At 72.3% G+C, this 26,446-nt stretch carries 22 protein-coding genes; 16 read left to right on the plus strand and 6 right to left on the minus strand.

Annotated elements, in window-relative coordinates; genetic code table 11:
• Positions 1-180 precede the first annotated feature (180 nt).
• Positions 181-1,227: an LLM class F420-dependent oxidoreductase gene (locus tag ACIQI7_RS03380; protein ID WP_401104618.1), complete on the plus strand. Its 1,047-nt coding sequence runs from the start codon at positions 181-183 to the stop codon at positions 1,225-1,227.
• Between the two features lie 34 nt (positions 1,228-1,261).
• Here the strand turns inward: ACIQI7_RS03380 and ACIQI7_RS03385 are convergent, their stop codons facing one another.
• A complete protein-coding gene (locus ACIQI7_RS03385; RefSeq protein WP_401104621.1) occupies positions 1,262-2,242 on the minus strand; it encodes a magnesium and cobalt transport protein CorA in 981 nt (326 codons plus the stop codon).
• Between the two features lie 192 nt (positions 2,243-2,434).
• Here ACIQI7_RS03385 and ACIQI7_RS03390 point away from each other — a divergent pair, with 192 nt between their 5' ends.
• The 6 genes from ACIQI7_RS03390 to mshC all read left to right on the plus strand — a co-directional run bounded on the left by ACIQI7_RS03390 (position 2,435) and on the right by mshC (position 8,228).
• On the plus strand, positions 2,435-3,127 hold the full coding sequence (locus tag ACIQI7_RS03390; RefSeq protein WP_387759845.1) for a histidine phosphatase family protein: 693 nt from the start codon (positions 2,435-2,437) through the stop codon (positions 3,125-3,127).
• A gap of 196 nt (positions 3,128-3,323) precedes the next feature.
• Positions 3,324-3,893, plus strand: a complete 570-nt coding sequence (locus tag ACIQI7_RS03395; RefSeq protein WP_401104625.1) for a DUF3090 domain-containing protein — start codon at positions 3,324-3,326, stop codon at positions 3,891-3,893.
• A 44-nt stretch (positions 3,894-3,937) separates the two neighbouring features.
• On the plus strand, positions 3,938-4,735 hold the full coding sequence (locus ACIQI7_RS03400; RefSeq protein ID WP_387759924.1) for an SCO1664 family protein: 798 nt from the start codon (positions 3,938-3,940) through the stop codon (positions 4,733-4,735).
• A 129-nt stretch (positions 4,736-4,864) separates the two neighbouring features.
• Positions 4,865-5,794: an AraC family transcriptional regulator gene (locus tag ACIQI7_RS03405; protein ID WP_401104628.1), complete on the plus strand. Its 930-nt coding sequence runs from the start codon at positions 4,865-4,867 to the stop codon at positions 5,792-5,794.
• A 125-nt stretch (positions 5,795-5,919) separates the two neighbouring features.
• Positions 5,920-6,756: a carbohydrate-binding protein gene (locus ACIQI7_RS03410; protein ID WP_401104631.1), complete on the plus strand. Its 837-nt coding sequence runs from the start codon at positions 5,920-5,922 to the stop codon at positions 6,754-6,756.
• A 242-nt stretch (positions 6,757-6,998) separates the two neighbouring features.
• Positions 6,999-8,228: a cysteine--1-D-myo-inosityl 2-amino-2-deoxy-alpha-D-glucopyranoside ligase gene (gene mshC / locus ACIQI7_RS03415; RefSeq protein ID WP_401104634.1), complete on the plus strand. Its 1,230-nt coding sequence runs from the start codon at positions 6,999-7,001 to the stop codon at positions 8,226-8,228.
• A 115-nt stretch (positions 8,229-8,343) separates the two neighbouring features.
• Here mshC and ACIQI7_RS03420 read toward each other — a convergent pair whose 3' ends face one another.
• Together ACIQI7_RS03420 and ACIQI7_RS03425 are read right to left on the minus strand one after the other, a co-directional pair.
• Entirely contained in the window at positions 8,344-9,297 is a 954-nt protein-coding gene (locus ACIQI7_RS03420; RefSeq protein ID WP_387759852.1) for a PAC2 family protein, read from the minus strand.
• A gap of 321 nt (positions 9,298-9,618) precedes the next feature.
• Positions 9,619-10,719 (minus strand): hypothetical protein, encoded by a 1,101-nt coding sequence (locus ACIQI7_RS03425; protein WP_401104638.1) that lies wholly within the window; start codon positions 10,717-10,719, stop codon positions 9,619-9,621.
• Positions 10,720-10,855: 136 nt separating this feature from the next.
• Here ACIQI7_RS03425 and metH point away from each other — a divergent pair, with 136 nt between their 5' ends.
• From metH to ACIQI7_RS03440, 3 genes are all read left to right on the plus strand, one after another.
• A complete protein-coding gene (gene metH / locus ACIQI7_RS03430; RefSeq protein WP_401104641.1) occupies positions 10,856-14,368 on the plus strand; it encodes a methionine synthase in 3,513 nt (1,170 codons plus the stop codon).
• A 139-nt stretch (positions 14,369-14,507) separates the two neighbouring features.
• Positions 14,508-15,212, plus strand: coding sequence for an HAD family hydrolase (locus tag ACIQI7_RS03435; RefSeq protein WP_401104644.1), 705 nt, complete (start codon positions 14,508-14,510; stop codon positions 15,210-15,212).
• 221 nt (positions 15,213-15,433) lie between these two features.
• Positions 15,434-17,038, plus strand: a complete 1,605-nt coding sequence (locus ACIQI7_RS03440) for an ABC transporter substrate-binding protein (protein WP_401104647.1) — start codon at positions 15,434-15,436, stop codon at positions 17,036-17,038.
• Between the two features lie 97 nt (positions 17,039-17,135).
• On the opposite strand, the gene ACIQI7_RS03445 is transcribed toward ACIQI7_RS03440, so the two are convergent.
• Together ACIQI7_RS03445 and ACIQI7_RS03450 are read right to left on the minus strand one after the other, a co-directional pair.
• Positions 17,136-17,807 (minus strand): response regulator transcription factor, encoded by a 672-nt coding sequence (locus ACIQI7_RS03445; RefSeq protein WP_188299078.1) that lies wholly within the window; start codon positions 17,805-17,807, stop codon positions 17,136-17,138.
• Positions 17,808-18,710 (minus strand): RecB family exonuclease, encoded by a 903-nt coding sequence (locus ACIQI7_RS03450; protein ID WP_387759858.1) that lies wholly within the window; start codon positions 18,708-18,710, stop codon positions 17,808-17,810.
• A gap of 166 nt (positions 18,711-18,876) precedes the next feature.
• Between ACIQI7_RS03450 and ACIQI7_RS03455 the strand changes: the two genes are divergently transcribed.
• The 3 genes from ACIQI7_RS03455 to ACIQI7_RS03465 all read left to right on the plus strand — a co-directional run bounded on the left by ACIQI7_RS03455 (position 18,877) and on the right by ACIQI7_RS03465 (position 21,850).
• Positions 18,877-20,088 carry a site-2 protease family protein gene (locus tag ACIQI7_RS03455; protein ID WP_401104650.1) on the plus strand — a complete coding sequence of 404 codons (1,212 nt, stop codon included), beginning with the start codon at positions 18,877-18,879 and terminating at the stop codon, positions 20,086-20,088.
• Positions 20,089-20,147: 59 nt separating this feature from the next.
• Entirely contained in the window at positions 20,148-21,107 is a 960-nt protein-coding gene (locus ACIQI7_RS03460) for a tRNA (adenine-N1)-methyltransferase (protein ID WP_387759860.1), read from the plus strand.
• Positions 21,108-21,235: 128 nt separating this feature from the next.
• Complete coding sequence (locus ACIQI7_RS03465; protein WP_401104654.1) at positions 21,236-21,850, plus strand: hypothetical protein; 615 nt, start codon at positions 21,236-21,238, stop codon at positions 21,848-21,850.
• 8 nt (positions 21,851-21,858) lie between these two features.
• Here the strand turns inward: ACIQI7_RS03465 and ACIQI7_RS03470 are convergent, their stop codons facing one another.
• Complete coding sequence (locus ACIQI7_RS03470) at positions 21,859-22,161, minus strand: ferredoxin (protein ID WP_387759863.1); 303 nt, start codon at positions 22,159-22,161, stop codon at positions 21,859-21,861.
• A gap of 286 nt (positions 22,162-22,447) precedes the next feature.
• Here ACIQI7_RS03470 and arc point away from each other — a divergent pair, with 286 nt between their 5' ends.
• The 3 genes from arc to ACIQI7_RS03485 all read left to right on the plus strand — a co-directional run bounded on the left by arc (position 22,448) and on the right by ACIQI7_RS03485 (position 26,347).
• Complete coding sequence (gene arc / locus ACIQI7_RS03475; RefSeq protein ID WP_387759865.1) at positions 22,448-24,214, plus strand: proteasome ATPase; 1,767 nt, start codon at positions 22,448-22,450, stop codon at positions 24,212-24,214.
• 228 nt (positions 24,215-24,442) lie between these two features.
• Positions 24,443-25,954, plus strand: a complete 1,512-nt coding sequence (gene dop / locus ACIQI7_RS03480) for a depupylase/deamidase Dop (RefSeq protein ID WP_401104658.1) — start codon at positions 24,443-24,445, stop codon at positions 25,952-25,954.
• Between the two features lie 174 nt (positions 25,955-26,128).
• Entirely contained in the window at positions 26,129-26,347 is a 219-nt protein-coding gene (locus ACIQI7_RS03485) for a ubiquitin-like protein Pup (RefSeq protein WP_355250385.1), read from the plus strand.
• The last annotated feature ends 99 nt before the right edge of the window (positions 26,348-26,446 follow it).

Here is a 26,446-nt window from a genome sequence, read left to right on the forward strand (position 1 = left end):
ACTCCCCACGTCGGCTGAGCGTAGCGGCCGGTACCCGGACAGGGGTGCCGACCCGCAGAACGATCACCGGGGCGGAAACCCGGGCGAGTGTGACCCAGCCCACCACTACCCGTCAGTAGCATGTCCGGCGCGGGCGCGGTTACCCTCGCCACAACCCCAACCCACTGGAAGGTGCGGCAGATGCGACTCGGGATCAACCTCGGCTACTGGGGGCTCGGCATGGACGCCGACAACATCGCCGTGGCCCAGGAGGCGGACCGGCTCGGCTACTCGGTCTGCTGGGCGGCGGAGGCGTACGGCTCGGACGCGGCGACGGTGCTCAGCTTCGTCGCCGCGAAGACCGAGCGGATCGACGTCGGCTCGGCCATCTTCCAGATCCCGGCCCGCACCCCGGCGATGACCGCGATGACCGCCGCGACCCTGGACACCCTGTCCGGCGGCCGGTTCCGGCTCGGCCTCGGCGTCTCCGGCCCCCAGGTGTCCGAGGGCTGGTACGGCGTGAAGTTCGACAAGCCGCTCGCCCGCACCCGCGAGTACGTGGAGATCATCCGCAAGGCGATGTCCCGCGAGCGCCTGGTCCACGAGGGGGCGCACTGGACGCTGCCGCTGCCCGGCGGCCCCGGCAAGCCGATCAAGCTCACCGTCCACCCGGTGCGCGAGCACATCCCGCTGTACATCGCCGCGATCGGCCCGAAGAACCTGGAGCTGACCGGCGAGATCGCCGACGGCTGGCTCGGCATCTTCTTCTCGCCCGAGCACGCCGCGCTCTCCCTGGACCCGCTGACGGCCGGCCGGGCCAAGGCCGGGCGGACCCTGGAGGGCTTCGACCTCTGCCCGACCGTGAACCTCGCGGTCGGCGAGGACATCAAGGCCGGCGTGGACGCCCTGCGCTCGTACGCCGCGCTCTACATCGGCGGCATGGGCAGCAAGGAGAAGAACTTCTACAACCAGCTCGCCCGGCGGATGGGCTACGAGCAGGCCGCCGACGAGGTCCAGGAGAAGTACCTCGCCCGGGACTACGCGGGCGCCGCGGCCGCCGTCCCGCACGACCTGATCGACGCCACCTCGCTGATCGGCGACACCGCCCGGATCGCCGACCGGATGCAGGCCTACGCCGACGCGGGCGTCAGCACGCTCACCCTGGCCCCGGCCGGGTTCACCCTGGACGAGCGGATCCTGGCGCTGCGCACCGGCGTCGAGGCGCTGGAGCGCGCCGGGCTGGCCTGACCGGACGAGCGGCGGGCGGGCGGCACGACCGGCGCTACAGCCAGTCGTGCCGCTTGAACACCCGGTGCAGCACCAGGCAGACCACCACCATCACCACCAGCACCGCCGGGTAGCCCCAGGCCTGGTGCAGCTCGGGCATGTCGTCGAAGTTCATCCCGTAGACGCCCGCGATCATCGTCGGCACGGCGGCCAGCGCCGCCCAGGCCGAGATCTTCCGCATGTCGTTGTTCTGCTGGACGCTGACCTGCGCCAGGTTGGCGCTCAGGATGTCGGACAGCAGCCGGTCCATGCCGTCCACCTGGTCGTTCACCCGGGCCACGTGGTCGGCGACGTCCCGCAGGTAGGGCGCGGTCTCGGAGCGGACGAAGCGGGCGCCGCGTTCCAGGGCGAGCATCGGCTCCAGCAGCGGGCCGGTGGCCCGGCGCACGGACATCACCTGGCGCTTGTAGCCGTAGATCCGGCCGGCGGTGTCGCGGCCGACCCGGCCCGGGGCGAAGATGTCCGCCTCCAGCTCGTCCAGGTCGCTCTGGAGCGCGGTGGCCACGTCCATGTAGCCGTCCACGATGGTGTCGCAGACCGAGTGCAGCACCGAGCTGGGCCCGTAGCGCAGCAGTTCGGGGTCCTGCTCCAGGGTGGCGCGGAGGTCGCTGAGCGGGCTGTCCTCGCCGTGCCGGACGGTCATCACGAAGTCCCGGCCGAGGAAGACCATCACCTCGCCGACCGTGACGACGTGTGCGCCGGGGTGGTAGCCGAGGGTCTTCAGGGTGACGAACAGCGAGCCCTGGTAGGCCTCCACCTTGGGACGCTGGTGGGCGCTGACGGCGTCCTCGACGGCCAGCGGGTGCAGTGCGAACTCCTGGCCCACCTGGTCGAGTTCCTCGGTGGTGGGCTCGAACAGGCCTATCCAGACGAAGCCGTCCGGACCGGCGGCGCGGGCGGCGGCGAGCGCGCCGGCCAGGTCCTCGGGGGCCTCGATCCGGCGGCCGTCGTGGTAGGCGGCGCAGTGGACGATCATGCGGGCCATTGTCACCCGGGCGGGGCCGTCCGGCGAGGACCCGGGAGGAACCGGTCCACCGTCCATCCGTCCACGGCGCCCGTCCCGGTGCCCCGTCCACCGGGCCCGCGGCGCCCGACCCGGCGGCCGGGGCGGAGGACCGGGCGGAGAACCGGGCCCCACGGCCGGGCCCGGAGGCCGTAGGCTGACCCCATGCCCACCCTGCTGCTCGTCCGTCACGGCCGCTCCACCGCGAACACCGCCGGGATCCTGGCCGGTTGGACCCCCGGCGTGGACCTCGACGACACCGGGCGCGACCAGGCCGCCGCGCTGGCCGGCCGGCTGGCCGGCATCCCGCTGGTGCAGGCGGTCAGCAGCCCGCTGGAGCGCTGCCGGCAGACGCTGGAGCCGCTGCTGGCGGTCCGGCCCGAGCTCGGCCCGCCGGCCGCGGACGAGCGGCTGGGGGAGTGCCACTACGGCGACTGGACCGGCCGCCCGCTGGCCGAGCTGGCCAAGGAGCCGCTCTGGCGGACCGTGCAGGACCACGCCGCCGCGGCCGCCTTCCCCGGCGGGGAGTCGCTGCGCGCGCTGAGCCACCGCACGGTGGACGCGGTGCGCGAGTGGAACCAGAAGATCGCCGCCGAGCACGGCGAGGACGCGGTCTGGATCGCCTGCTCGCACGGGGACGTGATCAAGGCGGTGGTGGCCGACGCGCTCGGGCTGCACCTGGACCACTTCCAGCGGATCAGCGTCGAGCCCTGTTCGGTCACCGCGATCCGCTACACCCCGCAGCGGCCCTTCGTGCTGAGGATGGGCGACACCGGCGACCTCGGCCCGCTCGCCCCGAAGCCCGGCCCCGCCGCGGCCACCCCGGCCGGCGACGCGGTGGTCGGCGGCACCGTCTGACCCGCGCCGCCGACGGGCCGTCCGGGGAGGCGCCGTCCGGGCGGCACCGTCCGCTTCCCCGGGTGCCACCCCGCCCGCGGCCGTCGGCTCGGCTCCCCGGCCGGAGCCCGGAGGTCGTAGGGTGACTAACGAGTCCATCCGGCCGCGACCCGCCCCCGGCGGAACCGCGCCGACCGACACGATCCGGAGCGAGAGCGTGCCCCGTCAGGTCTTCTTCTACGACCAGCCCGAACGGTTCGTGGCCGGCACCGTCGGCCAGCCCGGCGCCCGGGCGTTCTACCTTCAGGCCAGCGCCCGGGGCCGGATCACCAGCGTGCTGCTGGAGAAGAACCAGGTCGCGGCGCTCGCCGAGCGCATCGAGGAGGTCCTGGACGAGGCGCTGCGGCGCAGCGGCGGCGACGCCGCCATCCCGGCCGCCGCCCCGAAGGACCTGCTCGACACCGCTCCGCTGGACCTCCCGCTGGAGCAGGAGTTCCGGGTCGGCACGATGGCCCTGGCCTGGGACAGCGTGGAGAGCTGCCTGGTGGTGGAGGCACAGGCGCTGGTCGAGGACGAGGAGGACGAGGAGGCCGCCGAGACGGTCTTCACCGACGACGACACCGGCCCGGACATGCTGCGGGTGCGGCTGTCCGGCGCGATGGCCCGGGTCTTCGCCAAGCGCGCGCTGGACCTGGTCGCGGCCGGCCGCAAGCCCTGCCCGTTCTGCAACCTGCCGCTCGACCCGGAGGGCCACCTGTGCCCGCGCGCGAACGGCTACCGGCGCTGAACACCGACACCCCGCCGCAGGCCGACCCGTCGGCCGCCGCCGCGCTGGCCGCCGACGTGCCCACCGCCCTCGCGCTGCTGCGCCAGGGCGAGCTGACCGTGCACGGCCGGCTCACCGACGCCTCCAACGCCGCGCTGTACTGCACGGTGGCGCACGGCTCGCTGAGCGCCCAGGCCGTCTACAAGCCGGTGGCCGGCGAACGCCCGCTGTGGGACTTCCCGGACGGCACGCTGGCCGGGCGCGAGGTCGCCGCGTACGAGCTGTCCGCCGCGACCGGCTGGGGGCTGGTCCCGCCCACCGTGCTGCGCGAGGGCCCGCACGGCCCGGGCATGGTGCAGCTGTGGGTCGAGCCGGACCCGGGGGCCGAGCCGCTGCTCGCCCTCCAGGACCCGCGCGGCCCGGAGGCGGGCTGGCTGCCGATCGTCCGGGCCGAGGTCGAGGGCGGGCGGACGGCCCTGCTGGTGCACCACGACGACCGGCGGCTGCGCCGGCTCGCCGTCCTGGACGCGGTGCTCAACAACGCCGACCGCAAGGGCGGCCACCTGATCCCGGCCGCCGACGGCCGGGTGTACGGCATCGACCACGGCGTCACCTTCAACACCGAGGACAAGCTGCGCACCCTGCTCTGGGGCTGGGCCGGTGACCCGCTGCCGGCCGAGGCGCTGGAGGTGCTGGCCCGGCTGGCCGAGCAGTTGGACGGCGAGCTCGCCGAGCGCCTCGCCCCGCACCTGACGGCGGCCGAACTGGACGCGACCCGGGCCCGGGTGGCCGGGCTGCGCGGTTCCGGGCGGCATCCGCTGCCGCCCGAGGACTGGCCCGCGATCCCCTGGCCGCCGGTGTAGCCGGGGCGGGCCGCTCCCCGGGGCGGACCCCTGCCACCCCTTCGGAAGGGTCAGTGGTCTGGACCGGTTCAGGAAAACGGCGCACAGATGGTCTGGACCTGTCCCCGGAACAGGTCGCACACTGCTCCGATGGATGTGCGACGGACCACCCCCACCCCCCGAACCGCGCCGGACCTGCCGTTACACCGGCTCCAGGTCCCGCTGCCCCAGCTCCTCCCCTTCGCCATCGGCAGTTTCGACGCGATCGGCCCGCTGTCCCGGGCCGGCTTCCCCCACCGGCACTCCTTCTACGAGATCGTCCACGTCACCGGCGGCCACGGCGCCCACGTCCTGGACCTCGTGCACCGGCCGCTGGCGCCACCCCAGTTGTGCGTGATCACCCCCGGCCAGGTGCACTACTGGGCGGACACCGAGGACCTGGTCGGACGGGTCGTCCTGTTCAACGAGGACTTCCTGCTCGGCCACCCCCAGGACCTCGCCGCCCTGCGGGCCCTGGCCACCCGCCCGGCCCTCGCGCTCGGCGAGCAGGCCGACGCGGTCGCCGGGCTGCTCGCCGACATGGAGTACGAGTACCGGACCAGGGCGCCCGGCTACCAGGGTGTGCTGCGGGCCAGCCTGCACATCCTGATCGTCCGGGCGCTGCGCGCCAGCGCCCCGGCCGACCGCCCGGCGGTGCCCAGCCGGCCGGCCGAAGTCGCCGCCGCCTTCACCCGGCTGATCGCCCGGCCGGGCGGGGTGCGGCACTCGGTGGCCTCCACCGCGCAGGAGCTCGGGGTCTCCCCGGGACACCTGCAGACCCTGGTGAAACAGGCCACCGGCCGGACCCCGGGCGGGCTGATCCGCCGCCAGCAGACCCTGGAGGCCAAACGGCTGCTCGCCTGCACCGACCTGACGATCCGTCAGGTCGCCAAGGAGGCGGGTTTCGCCGACCCGGCGTACTTCTGCCGGTTCTTCCGCAGGGAGACCGGGATGACGCCGGGGGAGTTCCGGTCCAGGGTCGACGGAAATCACCACGATCCCCGGATCATGTCCATCGCGGTGGCGCCGGACGGCCCGTAACTTTGCTGCTGGCCACCGGTGGCCGGTCCGGCGCGCGCGAACCGGTCGCCGGTTCGGCCCTTGTCATGCCCCCACCATGGCAAGGGCCGCCCCCACCTCCCCGCCTCACGAAAAGGAGACGGCGCATGCCCACGCCCGACGGCATGATCAGCCGCAAGACCGTCCTGAAGGCCGCCGCCGCGCTGAGCGCCGCCCCGCTGCTGGTCGGCGGTGGAGTCGCCCTGGCCCGGGACCGGATCAGCAGTGGCGAGCCGCTCAGCTTCACCCCCGAGTGCCACGACGGGGACGCCCCCACCATCGAGCAGACCGAGGGCCCGTACTTCAAGCCCAACTCCCCGCTGCGCAGCTCGATGGTCAACGACGGCCCCGGCACCCACCTGGTCGTCAGCGGCTACGTGTTCGGCCGCGCCTGCCGGCCCATCTCCGGCGTGCTGCTGGACTTCTGGCAGGCCGACAACGACGGCGACTACGACAACGTCACCTACACCTTCCGCGGCCACCAGTTCACCGACGCCAACGGCGCGTACAAGCTGGACACCATCGTGCCGGGCCTCTACCCGGGCCGCACCCGGCACATCCACGTGAAGCTCCAGGCCCCCGGCCGCCCGATCGTCACCACCCAGCTGTACTTCCCGGGGGAGCCGCGCAACAGCACGGACACCATCTACGACGCCCGGCTGCTGATGAACGTCCGGCAGAACGGGCCGACCCGCGAGGGCACCTTCGACTTCGTGCTGAACGTGCCGCAGACCCCGGGCACGCCGAGCCCGACGCCCACGCCCACCCCGACCGCCACCTCCACCCCGACCACGCCGCCGGGCGGCACCTGGGCCCCGGGCACCTCGTACGGCGCGGGCGACCGTGCGACCTACTCCGGCGTCTCCTACACCTGCCTCCAGGCGCACACCGCCATGGTCGGCTGGGAGCCGCCGAACGTGCCGGCCCTCTGGAAGCGGTCGTAGCGGCTCCGACCGCGTCCCCCGGGGGCGCCGGGCGCCCGGTCGGCGGCAGGGCCGGCCGGGCGCTCAACCGTGTCCGGAACCGGGGCCACGGGTGCCCCGAGCAGGGCCGGGCGCGCCCGGAACGGCGGCCGGTTTCCGTGCATTACCAGTCGGGAAACCACCGGGCAACGGCAGGAAGCGAATCCAGTCGATCTTTCGTACTGGTTAGGCTTTCAAATGTTCGCAAGGTTAAAGTTGTTGCCATGCATGCCTGGCCCGCCTCCGAGGTTCCCGCCCTGCCTGGTCAGGGGCTCCCCCTTCGTATCCACGACACCGCAGCGGGCACGGTCCGGGAGGTCGTGCCGCTGGACGGCACCGCCCGGATCTACGTCTGCGGCATCACCCCCTACGACGCGACCCACATGGGCCACGCCGCCACCTACAACGCGTTCGACCTGGTGCAGCGCGTCTGGCGGGACGCCGGTCACGACGTCCTGTACATCCAGAACGTCACCGACGTCGACGACCCCCTGCTCGCCCGCGCGGTCGAGACCGGGCAGGACTGGACCGCCCTGGCCGAGCGCGAGACGGCCCTGTTCCGCGAGGACATGACCGCGCTGCGGATGCTGCCGCCGGCCCACTACATCGGCGCCGTCGAGTCGATCCCGTGGATCGTCCCGATCGTCCAGAAGCTGCTGGCCTCCGGCGCCGCCTACGAGGTGGACGGCGACATCTACTTCTCGGTCGACGCCGACCAGCACTTCGGCGAGGTCTCCGGGCTCACCCGCGAGGCCATGCGCCCGGTCTTCGCCGAGCGCGGCGGCGACCCGGACCGCCCCGGCAAGCGCAACCCGCTGGACGCCCTGCTCTGGCTGGCCGCCCGCCCGGGCGAGCCCGCCTGGGACACCGAGCTCGGCCACGGCCGCCCCGGCTGGCACATCGAGTGCGTCGCCATCGCGCTGCAGTACCTCGGCATGTCCTTCGACATCCAGGGCGGCGGCAGCGACCTCTCCTTCCCGCACCACGAGATGGGCGCCGCGCACGCCCAGGTCGCCACCGGCACCCACCCGTACGCCAAGGCGTACGTGCACGCCGGCATGGTCGCCCTGGACGGCCACAAGATGTCCAAGTCCCGCGGCAACCTGGTCTTCGTCTCGGCGCTGCGCCGCGAGGGCGTCGACCCGGCGGCGATCCGCCTGGCGCTGCTCTCGCACCACTACCGCGCGGACTGGGAGTGGACCAAGAGCACCCTGGACGACGCCGTCGAGCGCCTCGCCCGCTGGCGCGCCGCGGTCTCCCGCCCGGACGGCCCGGCGGCCGAGCAGCTGCTCACCGAGGTGCGCGCGGCGCTCGCGAACGACCTGGACGCGCCCGCCGCGCTGGCCGCGGTCGACCGCTGGGCGGCCCGGCAGGAGGCCGACGGCGGCACCGACACCGGCGCGCCCGGCCTGGTGACCCGCACCGTGGACGCCCTGCTGGGCGTCGCGCTGTAACACCCCGCACCACACGCCGAAGGGGCGTCAGGACCGGATGTCCTGACGCCCCTTCGGCTGTCCGGCCCGTCGTACGGCGGGCCGGACGGCCCGCCGTACGACGGTCGTGCGGAGGTCACTCCTCCTCGGAGCCGTCCTGCCCCTCCCGGGCGCCGCCCGGCGCCTCCGGCTCGGCCGGCCGCTCCGCCGTGGCGTGCCCGGCCACCGGCTTCTCGCCGGTCGGCCCGACGTTCTCCCGGCGGCGCAGGTAGCGCTCGAACTCGCGGGCGATCGCGTCGCCGGACGCCTCCGGCAGCTCCGCGGTGTCCTGCGCCTCCTCCAGCTGCTGGACGTACTCGGCCACCTCGCTGTCCTCGGCGGCCAGCTGGTCCACGCCGAGCTGCCAGGCCCGGGCGTCCTCGGCGAGCTCGCCCGGCGGGATGCGCAGGTCCAGCAGGTCCTCCAGCTTGTTGACCAGGGCCAGCGTGGCCTTGGGGTTCGGCGGCTGCGAGACGTAGTGGGGCACCGCGGCCCAGAGCGTCACGGCCGGCACCCCGGCGTGGGTGCAGGCCTCCTGGAGCACCCCGACGATGCCGGTGGGGCCCTCGTAGCGGCTCTCCTCCAGGTCCAGCCGGCGGGCCAGCTCCGGGTCGGAGGTGACGCCGCTCACCGGCACCGGGCGGCTGTGCGGGGTGTCGCCGAGCAGCGCGCCCAGGATCACCACCAGCTCGACGCCCAGCTCGTGCGCGAAGCCCAGCAGCTCGTTGCAGAACGAGCGCCAGCGCATGCTCGGCTCGATGCCGCGGACCAGCACGACGTCCCTGGTCGTCGGCTCCGTCACCCGGACCACCGAGAGCCGGGTGGTCGGCCAGGTGATCCGGCGGACGCCGCCGTCCAGCCAGACCGTGGGCCGGTTGACCTGGAAGTCGTAGTAGTCCTCCGCGTCCAGGGCGGCGAACACCTTGCCGCTCCAGGTCTCGTCCAGATGCGCCAGAGCCGCGGAGGCGGCGTCGCCCGCGTCGTTCCAGCCCTCGAACGCGCAGACCATCACCGGGTCGATCAACTCGGGAACATCTTCCAACTCGATCACCCAGCGTCTCCCTCCGGTCGGCGGTCGGACCCGCGCCGCCCCGGCTGGCCTGCCGGGGCGCCGACGGCCGGCTGCCGACTGTCGAACCTCTCGTCTCCCGTGGAACGCCTCGCTCCACGGTCCCTACCTGCCCAGCCTACGGGCTTTGATGCGCACCACGGCCGGGCACCGGGACAGTCTGGGGGAGCGGACGGCCGGGATCCACCGGATATCGGGAGGCCCCGGGCTGACGGTTCGTCAGCCACCGGTTCGGATACGGACCATGCCCGCCCGGTGACGCGGAGCGACGGGGCGGCCGGGTGCCGGAAGCCCGGGCACGCTTCAGGACGTGCCCACCCAGCCGCTGCGGTACGCCGCCCAGTGCTCCGGCAGCGAGGCGAAGTCCACGTACAGCGCGACGCCGAAGTTGGCCCGCCGCCGGTCCTCCCGGCCCAGGCCCAGCCGCACGCCCCGGACGGCGGCCCGGACGGTCTCGGCGTCACCCCAGTGGCCCCACTTGTCGTCCCAGAAGAACGGCAGGCCCATCAGCAGGTCCACGTCGGCCGGGGTGGACCGCAGCGCGAGTTCGGTCTGCCGGGCGACGTAGCCGCCGTACAGCGGCTCGGTGGGCATCGAGGTGTCGTAACTCATCACCGCGATCTGGTCGACCCGGCGGGCGGTCTCGGTGAAGTACGCCCGGTCCCACCACTTGCCGTGGTCGGTGAGCAGGATGCCGGCCGTGTGCAGGCCCGGGACCGGGTCGATCTGCGGGGCCGCCACCGACAGCTGGGCGCCGCGCGCCGCGGTGACCGGGCGGACCTGGTCGAGCAGGGCCAGCCAGCCGGCCGAACCGGGGCGGATCGGCTCCATGTCGAAGTGCACGCCGTCGAAGCCGAGGTCCAGCACCTGCCGGGCGGAGGCGGTCACCCGGCCCCGGGTGGGCGCGTCCTCCAGGTCCAGGGCGTCCTTCTCCGGCTTGACCTCGTCACCCAGCCAGCTCTGCAGCCGCACGCCCGGCAGCGCCCGGTGCACGGTGTCGGTGAACCAGCGGCCCCGGGGGTGGACGGCGGGCGGCAGCGAGCCGTCGTGCTCCAGCGGGCCGGTGTGCACGTACAGGTCCCGGATGCCGGTGCCGGCCAGCTGCCGGGCCAGCGCCGCCACGTCGGCCTCGGTCTTGCGGCCGTCCACCCAGGCGTGGCCGAGCCAGAGCGCGTCCCGGCCCCGGGTACGGGCGTCGGCGGCGGGCTCGCCGGTGTAGTGCAGCCGGAACACCACGAACGCCGATCCCAGCGCGGTGGCCGGGACGGCCGCCACCAGCACCAGCACCAGCAGGGCCCGGCGCCACCGGGACCAGGCCCGCCAGCGGTCGCGCAGCACGCGGAACGGGGCCGTCACGGCCCGGCCGACACGCTGTGCGGAGGTCCGGAATCGGGTCACGCGCATGCTCCCCCTCGCGATCGAGCGCTCAGGATACGGAATGGCACGGCGGGCCGACCGGCGGGCCGGATACCCTGGCCACGTGCGCGCCCGACCAAGCGGGTGCGCAAAGCCGACAGCCGTCGCACCAGGGAGAAGCCCCATGGCCACAGCAGCCACCCCGTCCATCACTCAGCAGAGCCGCGCGGACGCGTTGCGTGAAGCGCTCGCCACCCGGGTGGTGGTCGCCGACGGTGCCATGGGCACCATGCTTCAGGCGCAGGACCCGACGCTGGAGGACTTCCAGAACCTCGAAGGCTGCAACGAGGTCCTCAACATCACCCGCCCGGACATCGTCCGGTCCGTCCACGAGGCCTACTTCGGGGTGGGCGTGGACTGCGTGGAGACCAACACCTTCGGCGCCAACTTCAGCGCGCTGGGCGAGTACGAGATCTCCGAGCGGATCTTCGAGCTGTCCGAGTCCGGCGCCCGGATCGCCCGCGAGACGGCCGACGCCCACACCGCCGCCGACGGCCGCGTCCGCTGGGTGCTGGGCTCGATCGGCCCCGGCACCAAGCTGCCGACCCTCGGCCACGCCCCGTACGCGACGCTGCGCGACGGCTTCCAGCAGAACGCGGCCGGCCTGATCGCCGGCGGCGCCGACGCGCTGCTGGTGGAGACCAGCCAGGACCTGCTGCAGACCAAGGCCGCCATCCTGGGCTCGAAGCGGGCGCTGGCCGAGGCCGGGCTCGACCTGCCGGTGCTGGTGCAGGTGACGGTGGAGACCACCGGCACCATGCTGCTCGGCTCCGAGATCGGCGCCGCGCTCACCGCGTTGGAGCCGCTGGGCGTGGACTACATCGGCCTCAACTGCGCCACCGGCCCGGCCGAGATGAGCGAGCACCTGCGCTACCTGGCCAAGAACGCCCGGATCGGCCTGTCCTGCATGCCGAACGCGGGCCTGCCGGTGCTCGGCAAGGACGGCGCCCACTACCCGCTCTCCCCGGCCGAACTGGCCGACGCCCACGACGTGTTCACCCGCGAGTACGGCCTCTCGCTGGTCGGCGGCTGCTGCGGCACCACCCCCGAGCACCTGCGCCAGGTGGTCGAGCGGGTCCAGGGCCGTCCGATCGCCCCGCGCGACCCGCGGCCGGAGCCCTCGGCGGCCTCGCTGTACCAGGCGGTGCCGTTCCGCCAGGACACCTCCTACCTGGCGATCGGCGAGCGCACCAACGCCAACGGCTCCAAGAAGTTCCGCGAGTCGATGCTGGCCGGCGACTGGCAGGCCTGCGTGGAGATCGCCCGCGACCAGATCCGGGACGGCTCCCACCTGCTGGACCTCTGCGTGGACTACGTCGGCCGCGACGGCGTCGCCGACATGAAGGAGATCGCCGGCCGGCTGGCCACCGCCTCCACCCTGCCGATCGTGCTGGACTCCACCGAGCCGCCCGTGCTGCGGGCCGGCCTGGAGGCGCTCGGCGGCCGTGCGGTGCTCAACTCGGTCAACTACGAGGACGGCAACGCCCCCGACTCGCGCTTCGGCCGGATCGCCTCGCTGGCCCGCGAGCACGGCGCCGGCCTGATCGCGCTGACCATCGACGAGCAGGGCCAGGCCCGCACCGCCGAGGCGAAGGTCGCGATCGCCGAGCGGCTGATCGCCGAACTCACCACCGACTACGGCATCGACGAGGGCTCGATCCTGGTCGACTGCCTCACCTTCACCCTGGCCACCGGCCAGGAGGAGTCCCGCCGGGACGGCATCGAGACCATCGAGGCGATCCGCGAGCTCAAGCGCCGCCACCCCGGGGTGCAGACCACGCTCGGCCTGTCCAACATCTCCTTCGGCCTCAACCCGGCCGCCCGGGTGGTGCTCAACTCGGTCTTCCTGCACGAGTGCGTGGAGGCCGGCCTGGACTCGGCGATCGTGCACGCCTCCAAGATCCTGCCGATCTCCCGGATCCCGGAGGACCAGCGCGAGGCCGCGCTGGACCTGGTCTACGACCGCCGCCGGGACGGCTACGACCCGCTGCAGCGCCTCCTGGAGCTGTTCGAGGGCGTCTCCGCCGCCTCGGTCAAGGCCTCCAAGGCCGAGGAGCTGGCCGCGCTCCCGCTGGAGGAGCGGCTGCAGCGCCGGATCATCGACGGCGAGCGGAACGGCCTGGAGGCCGACCTGGACGAGGCGCTGGCCGGGCGCCCGGCGCTGGAGATCATCAACGACACCCTGCTGGCCGGCATGAAGGTGGTCGGCGAGCTGTTCGGCTCGGGCCAGATGCAGCTGCCGTTCGTGCTCCAGTCCGCCGAGGTGATGAAGACCGCGGTGGCCCACCTGGAGCCGCACATGGAGAAGTCCGACAGCGAGGGCAAGGGCACCATCGTGCTGGCCACCGTCAAGGGCGACGTCCACGACATCGGCAAGAACCTGGTCGACATCATTCTGTCCAACAACGGCTACAACGTGGTCAACCTGGGCATCAAGCAGCCGGTCTCGGCGATCCTGGACGCCGCGCAGGAGCACAACGCGGACGTCATCGGGATGTCCGGGCTGCTGGTGAAGTCCACCGTGATCATGAAGGAGAACCTGGAGGAGCTGAACCAGCGCAAGCTGGCCGCGAGCTACCCGGTGATCCTCGGCGGCGCCGCGCTCACCCGGGCCTACGTCGAGCAGGACCTGCACGAGATCTACGAGGGCGAGGTCCGCTACGCCCGGGACGCCTTCGAGGGCCTGCGGCTGATGGACGCGCTGATCGCGGTCAAGCGCGGCGTGCCCGGCGCGGCCCTGCCGGAGCTCAAGCAGCGCCGGCACGCCCGGGTCGAGGTGGAGGAGCCGGAGCCCGAGGTCAACCTCGGCCAGATCCGCTCCGACGTCGCGGTCGACAACACCGTGCCGACCCCGCCGTTCTGGGGCGACCGGATCGTCAAGGGCATCCCGTTCGCCGACTACGCCTCCTGGCTGGACGAGGACGCGCTGTTCAAGGGGCAGTGGGGCCTGAAGGCCTCCCGCAGCGGGGACGGCCCCTCGTACGAGGAGCTGGTGGAGACCGAGGGCCGGCCGCGGCTGCGGGCCTGGCTGGACCGGCTGCAGACCGAGGGCTGGCTGGAGGCGGCCGTGGTCTACGGCTACTACCCGGCCAACTCCAAGGGCGACGACCTGATCGTCTTCCACGAGGACGGCACCGAGCGCACCCGCTTCACCTTCCCGCGCCAGCGGCGCGGGCGCCGGCTCTGCCTGGCCGACTTCTTCCGCCCGGAGGAGTCCGGGGTGCGGGATGTCGTCGGCCTCCAGGTGGTCACCATGGGCAACCGGATCTCGGAGGCGGCCAACGAGCTGTTCGCCGGAAACTCCTACCGGGACTACCTGGAGCTGCACGGCCTGTCGGTGCAGCTGGCCGAGGCGCTGGCCGAGTTCTGGCACGCGCGGGTCCGCTACGAGCTGGGCTTCTCCGGCGAGGACCCGCAGGACGTCAAGGACATGTTCGCGCTCAAGTACCGCGGCGCCCGCTTCTCGCTCGGCTACGGGGCCTGCCCCGAGCTGGAGGACCGCGCCAAGATCGCCGAGCTGCTGAAGCCGGAGCGGATCGGCGTGGTGCTCTCCGAGGAGTTCCAGCTGCACCCGGAGCAGTCCACCGACGCGATCGTGATCCACCACCCGGAGGCGAAGTACTTCAACGCCCGGTAACGCCCGGTTCGTGCCGCGTTCGCTCCTTCCGGGCGAAGCGGGCGTATCCTGGATGATCCTGAACGGGCCGGTCCGCTCACCAGCGGGCCGGCCCGTGCCTTCCCCGGAACGCCCCGGGCCTGCCGGAAGGACACCTGCCATGACGACCAGCCCCACCTCCGCGCGCATCCTCGACCACGGGGACGACCGCGGGCTCCAGGCGGTGCTGCTGGACATGGACGGGACGCTGGTGGACACCGAGGACTTCTGGTGGCAGGCCGAGGCCTCGCTCTTCGCCGAGCTGGGCCACGAGCTGGACGAGGCGGACCGCGCCCACGTGGTCGGTGGCCCGATGGCCAGGGTGATGGACTACCTGGTCGCCCGGACCGGGGCGGACATCGCGCCGACCGACCTCGGCGTGCTGGTCAACCAGCGCTTCGTCGACCTGCTGGCCGGCGGGGTGCCGCTCATGCCGGGCGCCGAACGGCTGCTCAACACCCTTGCCGCGCACGGCATCCCGGCCGCCATGGTGTCCGCTTCGCACCGGCACGTGATCGACATCGTGCTGCGCTCGCTGGGCGCCCACCACTTCGCCTTCACCATCGGCGGGGACGAGGTGCCGCGCACCAAGCCGTTCCCGGACCCGTACCTGGAGGCGGCCCGGCGGCTGGGTGCGGAGCCGGCCCGCTGCGTGGTGATCGAGGACACCCCGACCGGGGTGCGGGCGGGCGAGGCGGCCGGCTGCCCGGTGATCGCGGTGCCCTCGGTGGCGGCGATCGAGCCGGCTCCGGGTCGGCTGGTGCTGCCCTCGCTGGAGCGGGTCGACCTCGACCTGTTGCGCTCCCTGGTCACCTCGCGAGTGTGATTGTCGTCTCATTGCGACCCGGCCTTACCGGCCGGTAAGCGACCTCGCGGGCCTCCGGGACGAAGTCGCCGGGGGAGAAAACGGGCATTGGCTGACAACTCGTCGGGCGTGCCGTGATGCCCTGAACCACCGTGTCCCAAACGTCATCTGCACGGGTACCGGTCGTGCGTGTTCGATATGGCACGCTACTCCAGTTCGTGCCACCCAGAAGGACGCGCCTCGTGAAGACTTCAGCTGAACGCCTGGCAGTACTCGGTTGCGCCGGCCTGGTCGCCGTGTCGGTGGCGGGCTGCGGATCGGTGACCGACGTGGTCAAGGGGGACAGCGGCAAGTCCATCACCATGGGCACCAGCCAGCTGACCGGTGTCCTGGACCCGGCCGCCGCCTACGACTCCGGATCCTGGCTGCTGCTGCGCAACACCTTCCAGTCGCTGCTCACCTTCCAGGCCGCGGCCAGCTCGCCCTCCCCGGACGCCGCGCAGTCCTGCGAGTTCACCAGCGCCGAGGCCACCGAGTACCACTGCACCCTGAAGCCCGGCCTGAAGTTCTCCAACGGTCACCCGATGACCGCCCAGGACGTGGTCTACTCGATCGAGCGCACCAAGAAGATCAACGACCCGAACGGCCCGGTCGAACTGCTCGACTCGATCAAGTCCGTCGAGGCCAAGGGCGACAACGAGGTGCTCTTCCACCTCTCCGCGCCCGACGCCACCCTGCCGGCCAAGCTGGCGACCCCGGCCGGCGCCATCGTGGACCACCAGGCCTACCCCGCCGACAAGCTCGTCGCCAACGACAAGCTGATCGGCTCCGGCCCGTACCGCATCGACTCGGTCGAGAACCTGAACGGCGGCAAGCAGCTGGGCAAGGTCGTGCTGTCGGCCAACGACAAGTACGGCGGCGACGCCAAGCTGCGGAACAACAAGTTCACGGTCCGGTACTTCGACAAGTCGGAGGACCTGAAGGCCGCGCTGGACCGGAGCGAGGTCGACCTCACCGACAACAGCCTGGAGCCGAACACCGCCGCCCAGGTCCGCTCCGACCAGCAGGGCGGCAAGACCGACCTCCAGGTGACCGAGGGCGACAGCAACGACACCCGTTCGCTGGTCCTCAACACCAAGGACCCGCTGATGAGCAACGTCGCCGTCCGCCAGGCCATCGCCCAGATGATGGACCGCAAGGCGCTGGCCCGCGACGTCTTCGCCCGCACCGTCCAGGCGCTCTACTCCATGGTCCCGGCCGGCCTGCCCGGCCACAGCACGGCCTTCTTCGACCGCTACGGCGACCAGGACGTCAACAAGGCCAAGAAGATCCTGGCCGACGCCAAGGTCCAGACCCCGGTCAAGTTCACCCTCACCTGGTCCCGTTCGCGGGCCGGCAGCAACGAGGCCGAGACGCTGAAGAAGCAGCTGGAGACCGGCGGCCTCTTCCAGGTGACGCTCGCCCAGGAGCCGGACTGGGACTCGTACCGCAAGGGCTGGGCCGAGAGCAAGTACCAGGCGTACGTCATCGGCTGGTTCGCCGACTACCCGGACCCGGACAACTACCTCGCCCCGCTGCTGGTCAACGGCGGTGCCTACCACCACGGTTGGGACGACCCGCGGATCAGCGGCAAGCTGGTGCCGGACGGCCTCAAGCAGACCGACCGCAGCGCCGCGGCCGCCACCTACGCGCAGATCCAGCAGATCGAGGCCGAGAACGTGCCGCTGGTCCCGCTGTACCAGAACAAGTCCTTCTTCGCGGCCCGCTCGTACGTCACCGGCGTCGAGTCCACCGTCGACACCACCGGCTACTTCCGCTTCTGGGAGATCAGCCGGACCAACAAGTAGCGCCCGCAGCACAGCGGCCCGCCCGCTTCCCCGTCGGTACGGGGGAGCGGACGGGCCGCCGTCGTGTTCCGGCGGCCCCGCGGGGCCGCCACGGGCCCTACAGGGCGCCCGGGCGCACCAGCCCGCTCTCGTAGGCGTACACGGCCGCCTGGACCCGGTCGCGCAGCTGGAGCTTGGTCAGCACATGGCCCACGTGCGTCTTGACGGTGGTCTCGCTGACGAACAGCTCGGCCGCGATCTCCGCGTTCGACAGCCCGCGCGCCACCAGCTTCAGCACCTCCAGCTCCCGCTCGGTCAGCGCGCTCAGCGCCTGCGGCGGCGCCTCGTCGCCCGAGGGCAGCTTGGTGGCGTACATGTCCAGCAGCCGGCGGGTGATGCTCGGCGCCAGCATCGCCGCGCCGTCCGCGACCACCCGGATCGCCTGCACCAGCTCCTCGGCCGGGACGTCCTTCAGCAGGAAGCCGCTGGCGCCCGCGCGCAGCGCCTCCACCACGTACTCGTCCAGGTCGAAGGTGGTCAGCACCAGCACCTTGGCCGGGCCGTCCCGTCCCGGGCCGGCGATCCGGCGGGTCGCCTCGACGCCGTCCATCCTGGGCATCCGGATGTCCATCAGCACCACGTCGGGCTGCAGCGCCCGCACCTGGTCCAGCGCCTGCTGGCCGTCGCCGGCCTCCCCGACCACCACCAGGTCGGACTCGGCCTCCAGGATCATCCGGAAACCGGTGCGCAGCAGCGGCTGGTCGTCGACCAGCAGCACTCGGATCGTCACCTAGGACTCCTTGCTCATCGGATCCCCCGTGGGATCACTCTCATCCGACGTACGGGCCGGCGGCACCGGCAGCGGGTACGGCGGCGGGGTGCCGCCGAACTCCGGGCAGCTGGCCTGGTGGTCGCACCAGTCGCAGAGGCGGTTGCGGGTGGCCGGGAAGTCCCCGGTGGCCACCGCCAGGCCGATCCGCTCCCACAGTGCCTGGAGCTTGCGCTCCACGGCGAGCAGGTCCGCCTCGTCCGGGTCGTAGCTGACCACGTCCCCGCCCCCGCCGAGGTAGACCAGCTGGAGGCGCTTGGGGATCACGCCCTTCCAGCGCCACACCACCAGCGCGTAGAACTTCATCTGGAACATCGCCTTGCCCTCGAAGTCCCGCGAGGGCGCCCGGCCGGTCTTGTAGTCCACCAGCCGGACCTCACCGGTCGGGGCGACGTCCACCCGGTCGATGTAGCCGCGCAGCAGCAGCCCCGACTCCAGGGCCGTCTCCACGTAGAGCTCCCGCTCCACCGGGTGCAGCCGGGTCGGGTCCTCCAGCCGGAACCACTGGCCGACCAGCTTCTCGGCGTCCGCCAGCCAGCGGGTCAGCGCCGCGCCGTCCGGGTCCTCCGGGAACAGCGAGGCCAGCTCCGGGCGCTCGCCCAGCAGCCGCTCCCACTGCGGGCGCAGCAGGCCGAGCGCCCGCTCCGGCGTCCGCTCGGCCGCCGGGCTGTCGAACAGCCGCTCCAGCACGGCGTGCACCAGCGTGCCCCGGGTCGCCGCCGAGCTCGGCGGCTCGGGCAGCCGGTCGATCACCCGCAGCCGGTACAGCAGGGGACAGGTGAGGAAGTCCCCCGCTCGGGACGGCGAGAGGCCGGTCGGGGGTGCCGCCGGGCGCGCGGCGGCACTGCTGGTCTCGGTGTGCATGGCTACGACCCTATTGCCCTTCGCTGTCATCCCGCTGCCACGGTGCTGCCACAGGGGCGGCCGAGTGGGTATGAAGCCGGAAGGAGGGCCGCGCAGCGCCGGACGGCCGCGATCACGTAGCGTGGGCGCACCGGGCACGACGGGGGAGACGACCGAAGGGATCACGGTGAGCGACAGCAGGGGGCAGCAGCCCTCCGACCGGCCACCGCAGGCGGAAGACGGGCGTCCGGCCGCGCCGCCGCCCGAGCGCCGCGGCGGCATCCTGATGGGCCGCCCCTTCGGTGTGCCCGTCTACGTCACCCCCTCCTGGTTCGTCATCGCCGCGCTGATCACCTGGGTGTTCGGCGGACAGCTGGGCGAGGTGCTGCCCGACCTCGGCGGCGCCCGCTACCTGGTCGCGTTCTTCTTCGCGGTCGCCTTCTACGCCTCCGTCCTGGTGCACGAGCTCGCCCACACCCTGGTCGCGCTGCGCTACCGGCTCGGGGTGCGGCGGATCCAGCTCCAGTTCTTCGGCGGCGTCTCGGAGATCGAGAACGAGGCGGAGAGCCCCTGGCGGGAGTTCTGGCTGGCCTTCGTCGGCCCGCTGCTCTCGCTGCTGCTCGGCGGCGTGTTCTACCTCGCGGTGCGGGCGGTGGAGCTGTCCACCGTGCCCGGGGTGCTGCTCACCGGCTTGATGGTCTCCAACCTGGTGGTCGCGGCCTTCAACCTGCTGCCCGGTCTGCCGCTGGACGGCGGCCGGATGCTGCGCGCGGTCGTCTGGGCGGTCACCGGCAAGCCGATGACCGGCACGGTGGCCGCCGCCTGGGTCGGCCGCGGGCTGGCCGTCGCCGTGCTGGTCGGCCTGCCGCTGCTGAGCGCCGCCCGCGGCGTCGAGCGCACCACCACCGACACCCTGGTGGACGCGGTGCTGGCCGCGGTGCTCGCCGCGATCATCTGGAACGGCGCCACCGGCAGCCTGCGCAACGCCCGGCTCAAGGCGGTGCTGCCCGGCCTGAGGCTGCGCGAGCTGGCCCGGCGGGCCGTCGAGGTCACCGCCGACACCCCGCTCGGCGAGGCGCTGCGCCGGGCCCGCGAGGCCCAGGCCGGCGCGGTGATCGTGGTGGACGGCCGGGGCGAGCCGATCGCCCTCGTACGGGAGTCCGCGGTCCGGTCGGTGCCCGAGCACCGCCGCCCCTGGGTGGCCGTCGGCCCGCTCGCCCGGGACCTCGAACCCGGGCTGCGGCTGAGCGCCGACCTCGGCGGCGAGGACCTGCTGCGGGCCGTCCAGACGACCCCGGCGGGGGAGTACCTGGTCGTCGAGCCGGACGGCCGGGTGTACGGCGTCGCCGCGCTGAGCGACATCGAACAGCGGCTGACCGCCGCCGTCACCGGCCGCTGACCGCCGCCGACGATCACCCGCGTCCGGCGGGCCGGTCCGCTTCCCTTAGGATTGGCCGCATGTCCGAACCGACCGGTGCCGCCCGCCGACGCGGGCCCTTCCAGGTCGGGGACCAGGTCCAGCTGACCGACCCCAAGGGTCGCCACTACACGTTCACGCTCCAGGCCGGGAACCAGTTCCACACCCACAAGGGTGCGTTCCCCCACGACGAGCTGATCGGCGCCCCCGAAGGCACGGTCGTGCGCACCACGGGTAACGTCCCGTACCTCGCGCTGCGCCCCCTGCTCCCCGACTACGTCCTGTCCATGCCGCGCGGCGCCGCCGTGATCTACCCCAAGGACGCGGGGCAGATCCTGGCGATGGCCGACATCTTCGCGGGCGCCCGCGTGGTCGAGGCCGGTGTCGGCTCGGGCGCGCTCAGCACGTACCTGCTGCGCGCCGTCGGCGAGCAGGGCATGCTGGCCTCCTACGAGCGCCGGCAGGACTTCGCCGACATCGCCCGGGGGAACGTCGAGCGCTACTTCGGCGGCCCGCACCCGGCGTGGAAGCTGACCGTCGGCGACCTCCAGGACAACCTGGTCGAGACCGACGTCGACCGCGTCATCCTCGACATGCTGGCTCCCTGGGAGTGCCTGGACGTCGCCTCCCGGGCGCTCGTCCCCGGCGGCCTCATCTGCTGCTACGTGGCCACCACCACGCAGATGTCGAAGACCGTCGAGGCGCTGCGCGACCACGGCACCTTCACCGAGCCGCAGGCCTGGGAGACCATGGTCCGCACCTGGCACCTGGAGGGCCTGGCGGTCCGCCCGGACCACCGGATGATCGGCCACACCGGCTTCCTGCTCACCGCCCGCCGCCTGGCGGACGGCGTGGAGCCGCCGCTGCGCCGCCGCCGTCCGGCCAAGGGCGCGTACGGCGAGGACTACGACAACGGCTCCCCCGAGCCCTCCCTCCAGGAGCGCGCCGCCGCCCGCAAGGCCGCCCGCGCGACGGAGGCGGACCAGCCCGACCTGGGCTGAGCCCCGGACCCACGGAAGGGGTGGTACGAGCGCTCCGCTCGTACCACCCCTTCCTCTTCGGCCGCGGACGCCGTGTGGGACGATGCTCGCTCACGCCTTGGCGCTTGGAGCTCTGGAGGGGACGCCTGGTGGAGACCGCGGTCGGGACGACGACGGCGACGGCTGGACAGCACGGACCGCGGGGCCGCTCCGGACCCGGGCGCGCACGCACCGCCCCCTGGCACTGGGCCGTCGCCCTGGCCGGCTGCGGCGCGGTCGTGGGGGCCGCTCTGGCCGCCTCCCCGGCCACCGGCACCCCGGTCCCCGCGCACGGCACCCCCCAGGCCCTCGCCGGGACCGCGGCCCCCGACCCGACCCGGGCCCAACTCCCGCTGGACTGCGGCCCGTTCCCGGTGAAGACGGCGCTCAGCGTGCCCGCCCGGCTCGGCGACGGACGCCCCGGCACGGTGGTCGCCGCGCACTGCGCCACCGAGACCGGCACCCCGCCGGACGCCGTCTTCCTGCTCGGCTTCGGCCCGGGCGAGCGCCCGGAGGTCGTGGCCACCCTGCTCGCCGAGCGCGAGAACCTCACCGTGAGCCGGATAGCGGTGCGTTCGGACGGCGCCATCACCGGCCACGCCCAGGGGTATTCCAGCGAGGACGTGCCGCGGTTCCGGCCCGACATCTCACTCGACCTCACCTGGACGCGCAAGGGCGGCGGCTGGGACCTCTCCCGGACCGCCGCCCCGGTCTCCGCCGTGTGACGGACCGGCTACTGCGCGTCCGGCCCGTACACCTCGACCCGGTCGGCGACCCGGCGCACGTGGATGCAGTCGCCGGGGCACTCCTTCGCCGAGTCCACCACGTCCTGAAGGATCGTCAGCGGCACCGGGGCGGTCTCCCCGGGCTGCTGGCGCAGCTCGTCGTCCGGCCCCTTCACGTAGGCCAGCCCGTCGATGTCGAGTTCGAAGACCTCGGGTGCGTACTGCGCGCAGATGCCGTCACCGGTGCACAGATCCTGGTCGATCCACACCTCCAGCGCCTCGGCCGCCGCCGTCTGCTCGGTCACCGACATGGTCCCCTGCCGTTTCTGTCCCGGGTCGCCCCTATTCCTGGAGCAATCCCGCCATTCGTACAACGATCGGACCCAGACTCGTGGTCGCGATCGGATATCGCTTCGGTCGACGATACATCTGGCCCGCTTTGGGCGGTGCGCGGTGGGTATCCCAGTTAGCAGAGGGGAAGCACGCTGGGGCGAAGATCGGACACGCCCGTTCCATCTTTCTTGATCTAGGGGTTTACGGACCCCTGGTCCCAGGTAGGGTCTGGAAGCGTCCAGCTCCCCGGAGGAGGTGAGGACCGTGGCAGCCCACGATGACGACTACAACCGCAGCACCGGCAGGCCCGCTCGTGGTTCCGACGAGGCCGCTCAGGTCTCGTACCTTGAGCAGGAAATCGCCGTGTTGCGCCGCAAGCTCGCCGACTCGCCGCGCAATTCGAGGATCCTCGAAGAGCGGATCGTCGAGCTCCAGACCAACCTGGCGGGCGTGACCGCCCAGAACGACCGGCTCGCCTCCACCCTGCGTGAGGCCCGCGACCAGATCGTGGCCCTCAAGGAGGAAGTGGACCGGCTGGCACAGCCCCCGGCCGGCTTCGGCACCTTCCTCGACGCGAACGAGGACGGCACCGCGGACATCTTCACCGGCGGGCGGAAGCTCCGCGTGAACGTCAGCCCCAACGTCGCCCTCGACGAGGTGCGGCGCGGCCAGGAAGTGATGCTCAACGAGGCCCTCAACATCGTGGACGCGATGGCCTTCGAGAACATCGGCGAGATCGTCACCCTCAAGGAACTCCTGGAGGACGGCGAGCGCGCCCTGGTCCTGGGGCACACGGACGAGGAGCGCGTGGTGCGCCTCGCCGAGCCGCTGCGCGGGCTGACCATCCGGGCGGGCGACGCCCTGCTGCTGGAGCCCCGCTCCGGCTACGTGTTCGAGGTCGTGCCGAAGTCCGAGGTCGAGGAGCTGGTCCTCGAGGAGGTCCCGGACATCGACTACCGGCAGATCGGCGGTCTGAGCAACCAGATCGAGCAGATCCGCGACGCGGTCGAGCTGCCCTACCTGCACGCCGACCTCTTCAAGGAGTACGAGCTGCGCCCGCCCAAGGGCGTGCTGCTCTACGGCCCGCCCGGCTGCGGCAAGACGCTGATCGCCAAGGCGGTCGCCAACTCGTTGGCCAAGAAGGTCGCCGAGGTCACCGGCCGCCCCCAGGGGAAGAGCTACTTCCTCAACATCAAGGGCCCCGAGCTGCTCAACAAGTACGTGGGCGAGACCGAGCGGCAGATCCGCCTGGTCTTCCAGCGGGCCCGGGAGAAGGCGAGCGAGGGCACGCCCGTCATCGTCTTCTTCGACGAGATGGAGTCGCTGTTCCGCACCCGCGGTTCCGGCGTCAGCTCGGACGTGGAGAACACCATCGTCCCGCAGCTGCTCGCCGAGATCGACGGCGTGGAGGGGCTGGAGAACGTCATCGTCATCGGCGCCTCGAACCGCGAGGACATGATCGACCCGGCGATCCTGCGGCCCGGCCGCCTGGACGTCAAGATCAAGATCGAGCGCCCGGACGCCGAGGCCGCGAAGGACATCTTCTCCAAGTACCTGAAGGACTCGCTGCCGTTCCACCCGGACGACCTCAAGGAGCACGACGGCTCCGTCGAGGCCACGGTGGCGGCGATGATCCAGTCGGTGGTGGAGCGGATGTACTCCGAGACCGAGGAGAACCGCTTCCTGGAGGTCACCTACGCGAACGGTGACAAGGAGGTCCTGTACTTCAAGGACTTCAACTCCGGCGCGATGATCCAGAACATCGTCGACCGCGCGAAGAAGATGGCCATCAAGGACTTCCTCGACCACGGTCAGCGCGGTCTGCGCGTCTCCCACCTGCTCGCCGCCTGCGTGGACGAGTTCAAGGAGAACGAGGACCTCCCGAACACCACCAACCCGGACGACTGGGCCCGCATCTCCGGCAAGAAGGGCGAGCGGATCGTCTTCATCCGCACGCTGGTCACCGGCAAGCAGGGCGCCGAGTCCGGCCGCTCGATCGACACTGTCGCCAACACGGGGCAGTACCTGTAAACACGCGGTTGTCCGGGCCGGCAGCGGTCCCCGGAGCTGTACGCACCCCGTCCGGCTGTGGCGCCTCGCGGCCCCGCAGCCGGACGGCGCGTCTCCGGGCCCGCCGCTCGGCGCCGGGTTCTAGGCTCGACCCACCGTCCGCGGGCAGAGGCCCGGCGTCGGTGTTGTTCGGCGGTACGTCAGAGTGCGCCGCCCGTCGGGGGCGGTGCACCGGGCAAGGAGGGCCGCATGACCGTACGGCGAGTGATGGGCATCGAGACCGAGTACGGGATCTCCGTGCCGGGGCACCCCAACGCCAACGCCATGCTCACCTCGTCCCAGATCGTCAACGCGTACGCGGCGGCGATGCACCGGGCACGGCGGGCCCGCTGGGACTTCGAGGAGGAGAATCCGCTGCGCGACGCACGGGGGTTCGACCTGGCCCGCGAGGTCGCGGACGCCAGCCAGCTGACCGACGAGGACATCGGCCTCGCCAACGTCATCCTCACCAACGGGGCCCGGTTCTACGTGGACCACGCGCACCCCGAGTACAGCTCGCCCGAGGTGACCAACCCCCGTGACGCGGTGCTCTGGGACAAGGCCGGCGAGCGGATCATGGCCGCCGCCGCGCAACGCGCGCTGGAACTGCCCAACGGGCAGAACATCCACCTGTACAAGAACAACACCGACAACAAGGGCGCCTCCTACGGCACCCACGAGAACTACCTGATGAAGCGGGCGACACCGTTCGCCGACATCGTCCGCCACCTCACCCCGTTCTTCGTCTCCCGCCAGGTGGTCACCGGCGCCGGCCGGGTGGGCATCGGCCAGGACGGCTCGGCACACGGCTTCCAGCTCAGCCAGCGGGCGGACTACTTCGAGGTCGAGGTCGGCCTGGAGACGACGCTCAAGCGCCCGATCATCAACACCCGCGACGAGCCGCACGCGGACGCCGAGAAGTACCGCCGGCTGCACGTGATCATCGGGGACGCCAACCTCTCCGAGATCTCCACCTACCTCAAGCTGGGCACCACCTCGCTGGTCCTGTCGATGATCGAGGACTCGTTCATCGCCGCGGACCTCGCCGTCGACCAGCCGGTGCGCACCCTGCACCGGGTCTCCCACGACCCGACCCTCAAGCACCTGGTCACCCTGCGCAACGGGCGCCGGCTCACCGCCGTCCAGCTCCAGCTGGAGTACTTCGAGCTGGCCCGCAAGTACGTCGAGGACCGCTTCGGCACCGACGCGGACGAGCAGACGGTGGACGTGCTGACGCGCTGGGAGGACGTCCTGGGGCGGCTGGAGCGCGACCCGATGTCGCTCTCCCGGCAGCTGGACTGGGTCGCCAAGCGGGAGATCCTGGAGGGCTACCGCAGCCGGGACGCCCTGGAGTGGGACAACCCGCGGCTGCACCTGGTCGACCTCCAGTACAGCGACGTACGGCCCGAGAAGGGCCTCTACAACCGCCTGGTGGCCCGTGGGCGGTTCGAGCGGCTGCTCACCGAGGACGAGGTCGAGCGGGCCGTCTCCAGGCCGCCGGAGGACACCCGGGCGTACTTCCGCGGGCGCTGCCTGGAGCAGTACGCGGAGCACGTCGCGGCGGCCTCCTGGGACTCGGTGATCTTCGACCTGCCGGGCCGGGACTCGCTGCAGCGGGTGCCCACCCTGGAACCGCTTCGCGGCACCCGCAACCACGTCAAGGAGCTGCTGGACCGCTGTCGCACGGCCGAGGACCTGCTCCGGGTGCTGTCCGGCGGGTAACTTTTCGATCACCACGGGTGAACGTCCGCCGAATGGGAATCATCCGGGGTGGCAGCGGGTGTTGGACAGGAAGCGCCACCGGCGAACCGGGAGCGGCAGTCGCACCTTGTGTATAGGGTCGTTGCAGCGAGCAGCGACCGAACCGTGCCAGACGAATCGAGCGGGGTGAGGGAAATGGCGGGCAAGGACACCGGCGGCGGCCAGCAGCGGGCAAACCGTTCCTCCGAGGAGGTCGAGGAGCAGGCCGCGGAAAGCCAGAATTCCGAGGACCTCAAGGAGCGCCAGGAAAAGCTGAGCGACGACGTCGACGCGGTGCTGGACGAAATCGACGAGGTCCTCGAGTCGAATGCCGAGGATTTCGTGCGCGGATTCGTCCAGAAGGGCGGGCAATAGCCCGGCACCGGACATTCCGAATTCACGGTCGCGACCGTCCGGGGCGGCCGGGCGGCGAGCACCGCCCGGCCGTCCGGCACCGGCCCCACCACCCGTGGA

Source organism: Kitasatospora sp. NPDC092039 (assembly GCF_044756065.1).
Taxonomy (GTDB): domain Bacteria; phylum Actinomycetota; class Actinomycetes; order Streptomycetales; family Streptomycetaceae; genus Kitasatospora.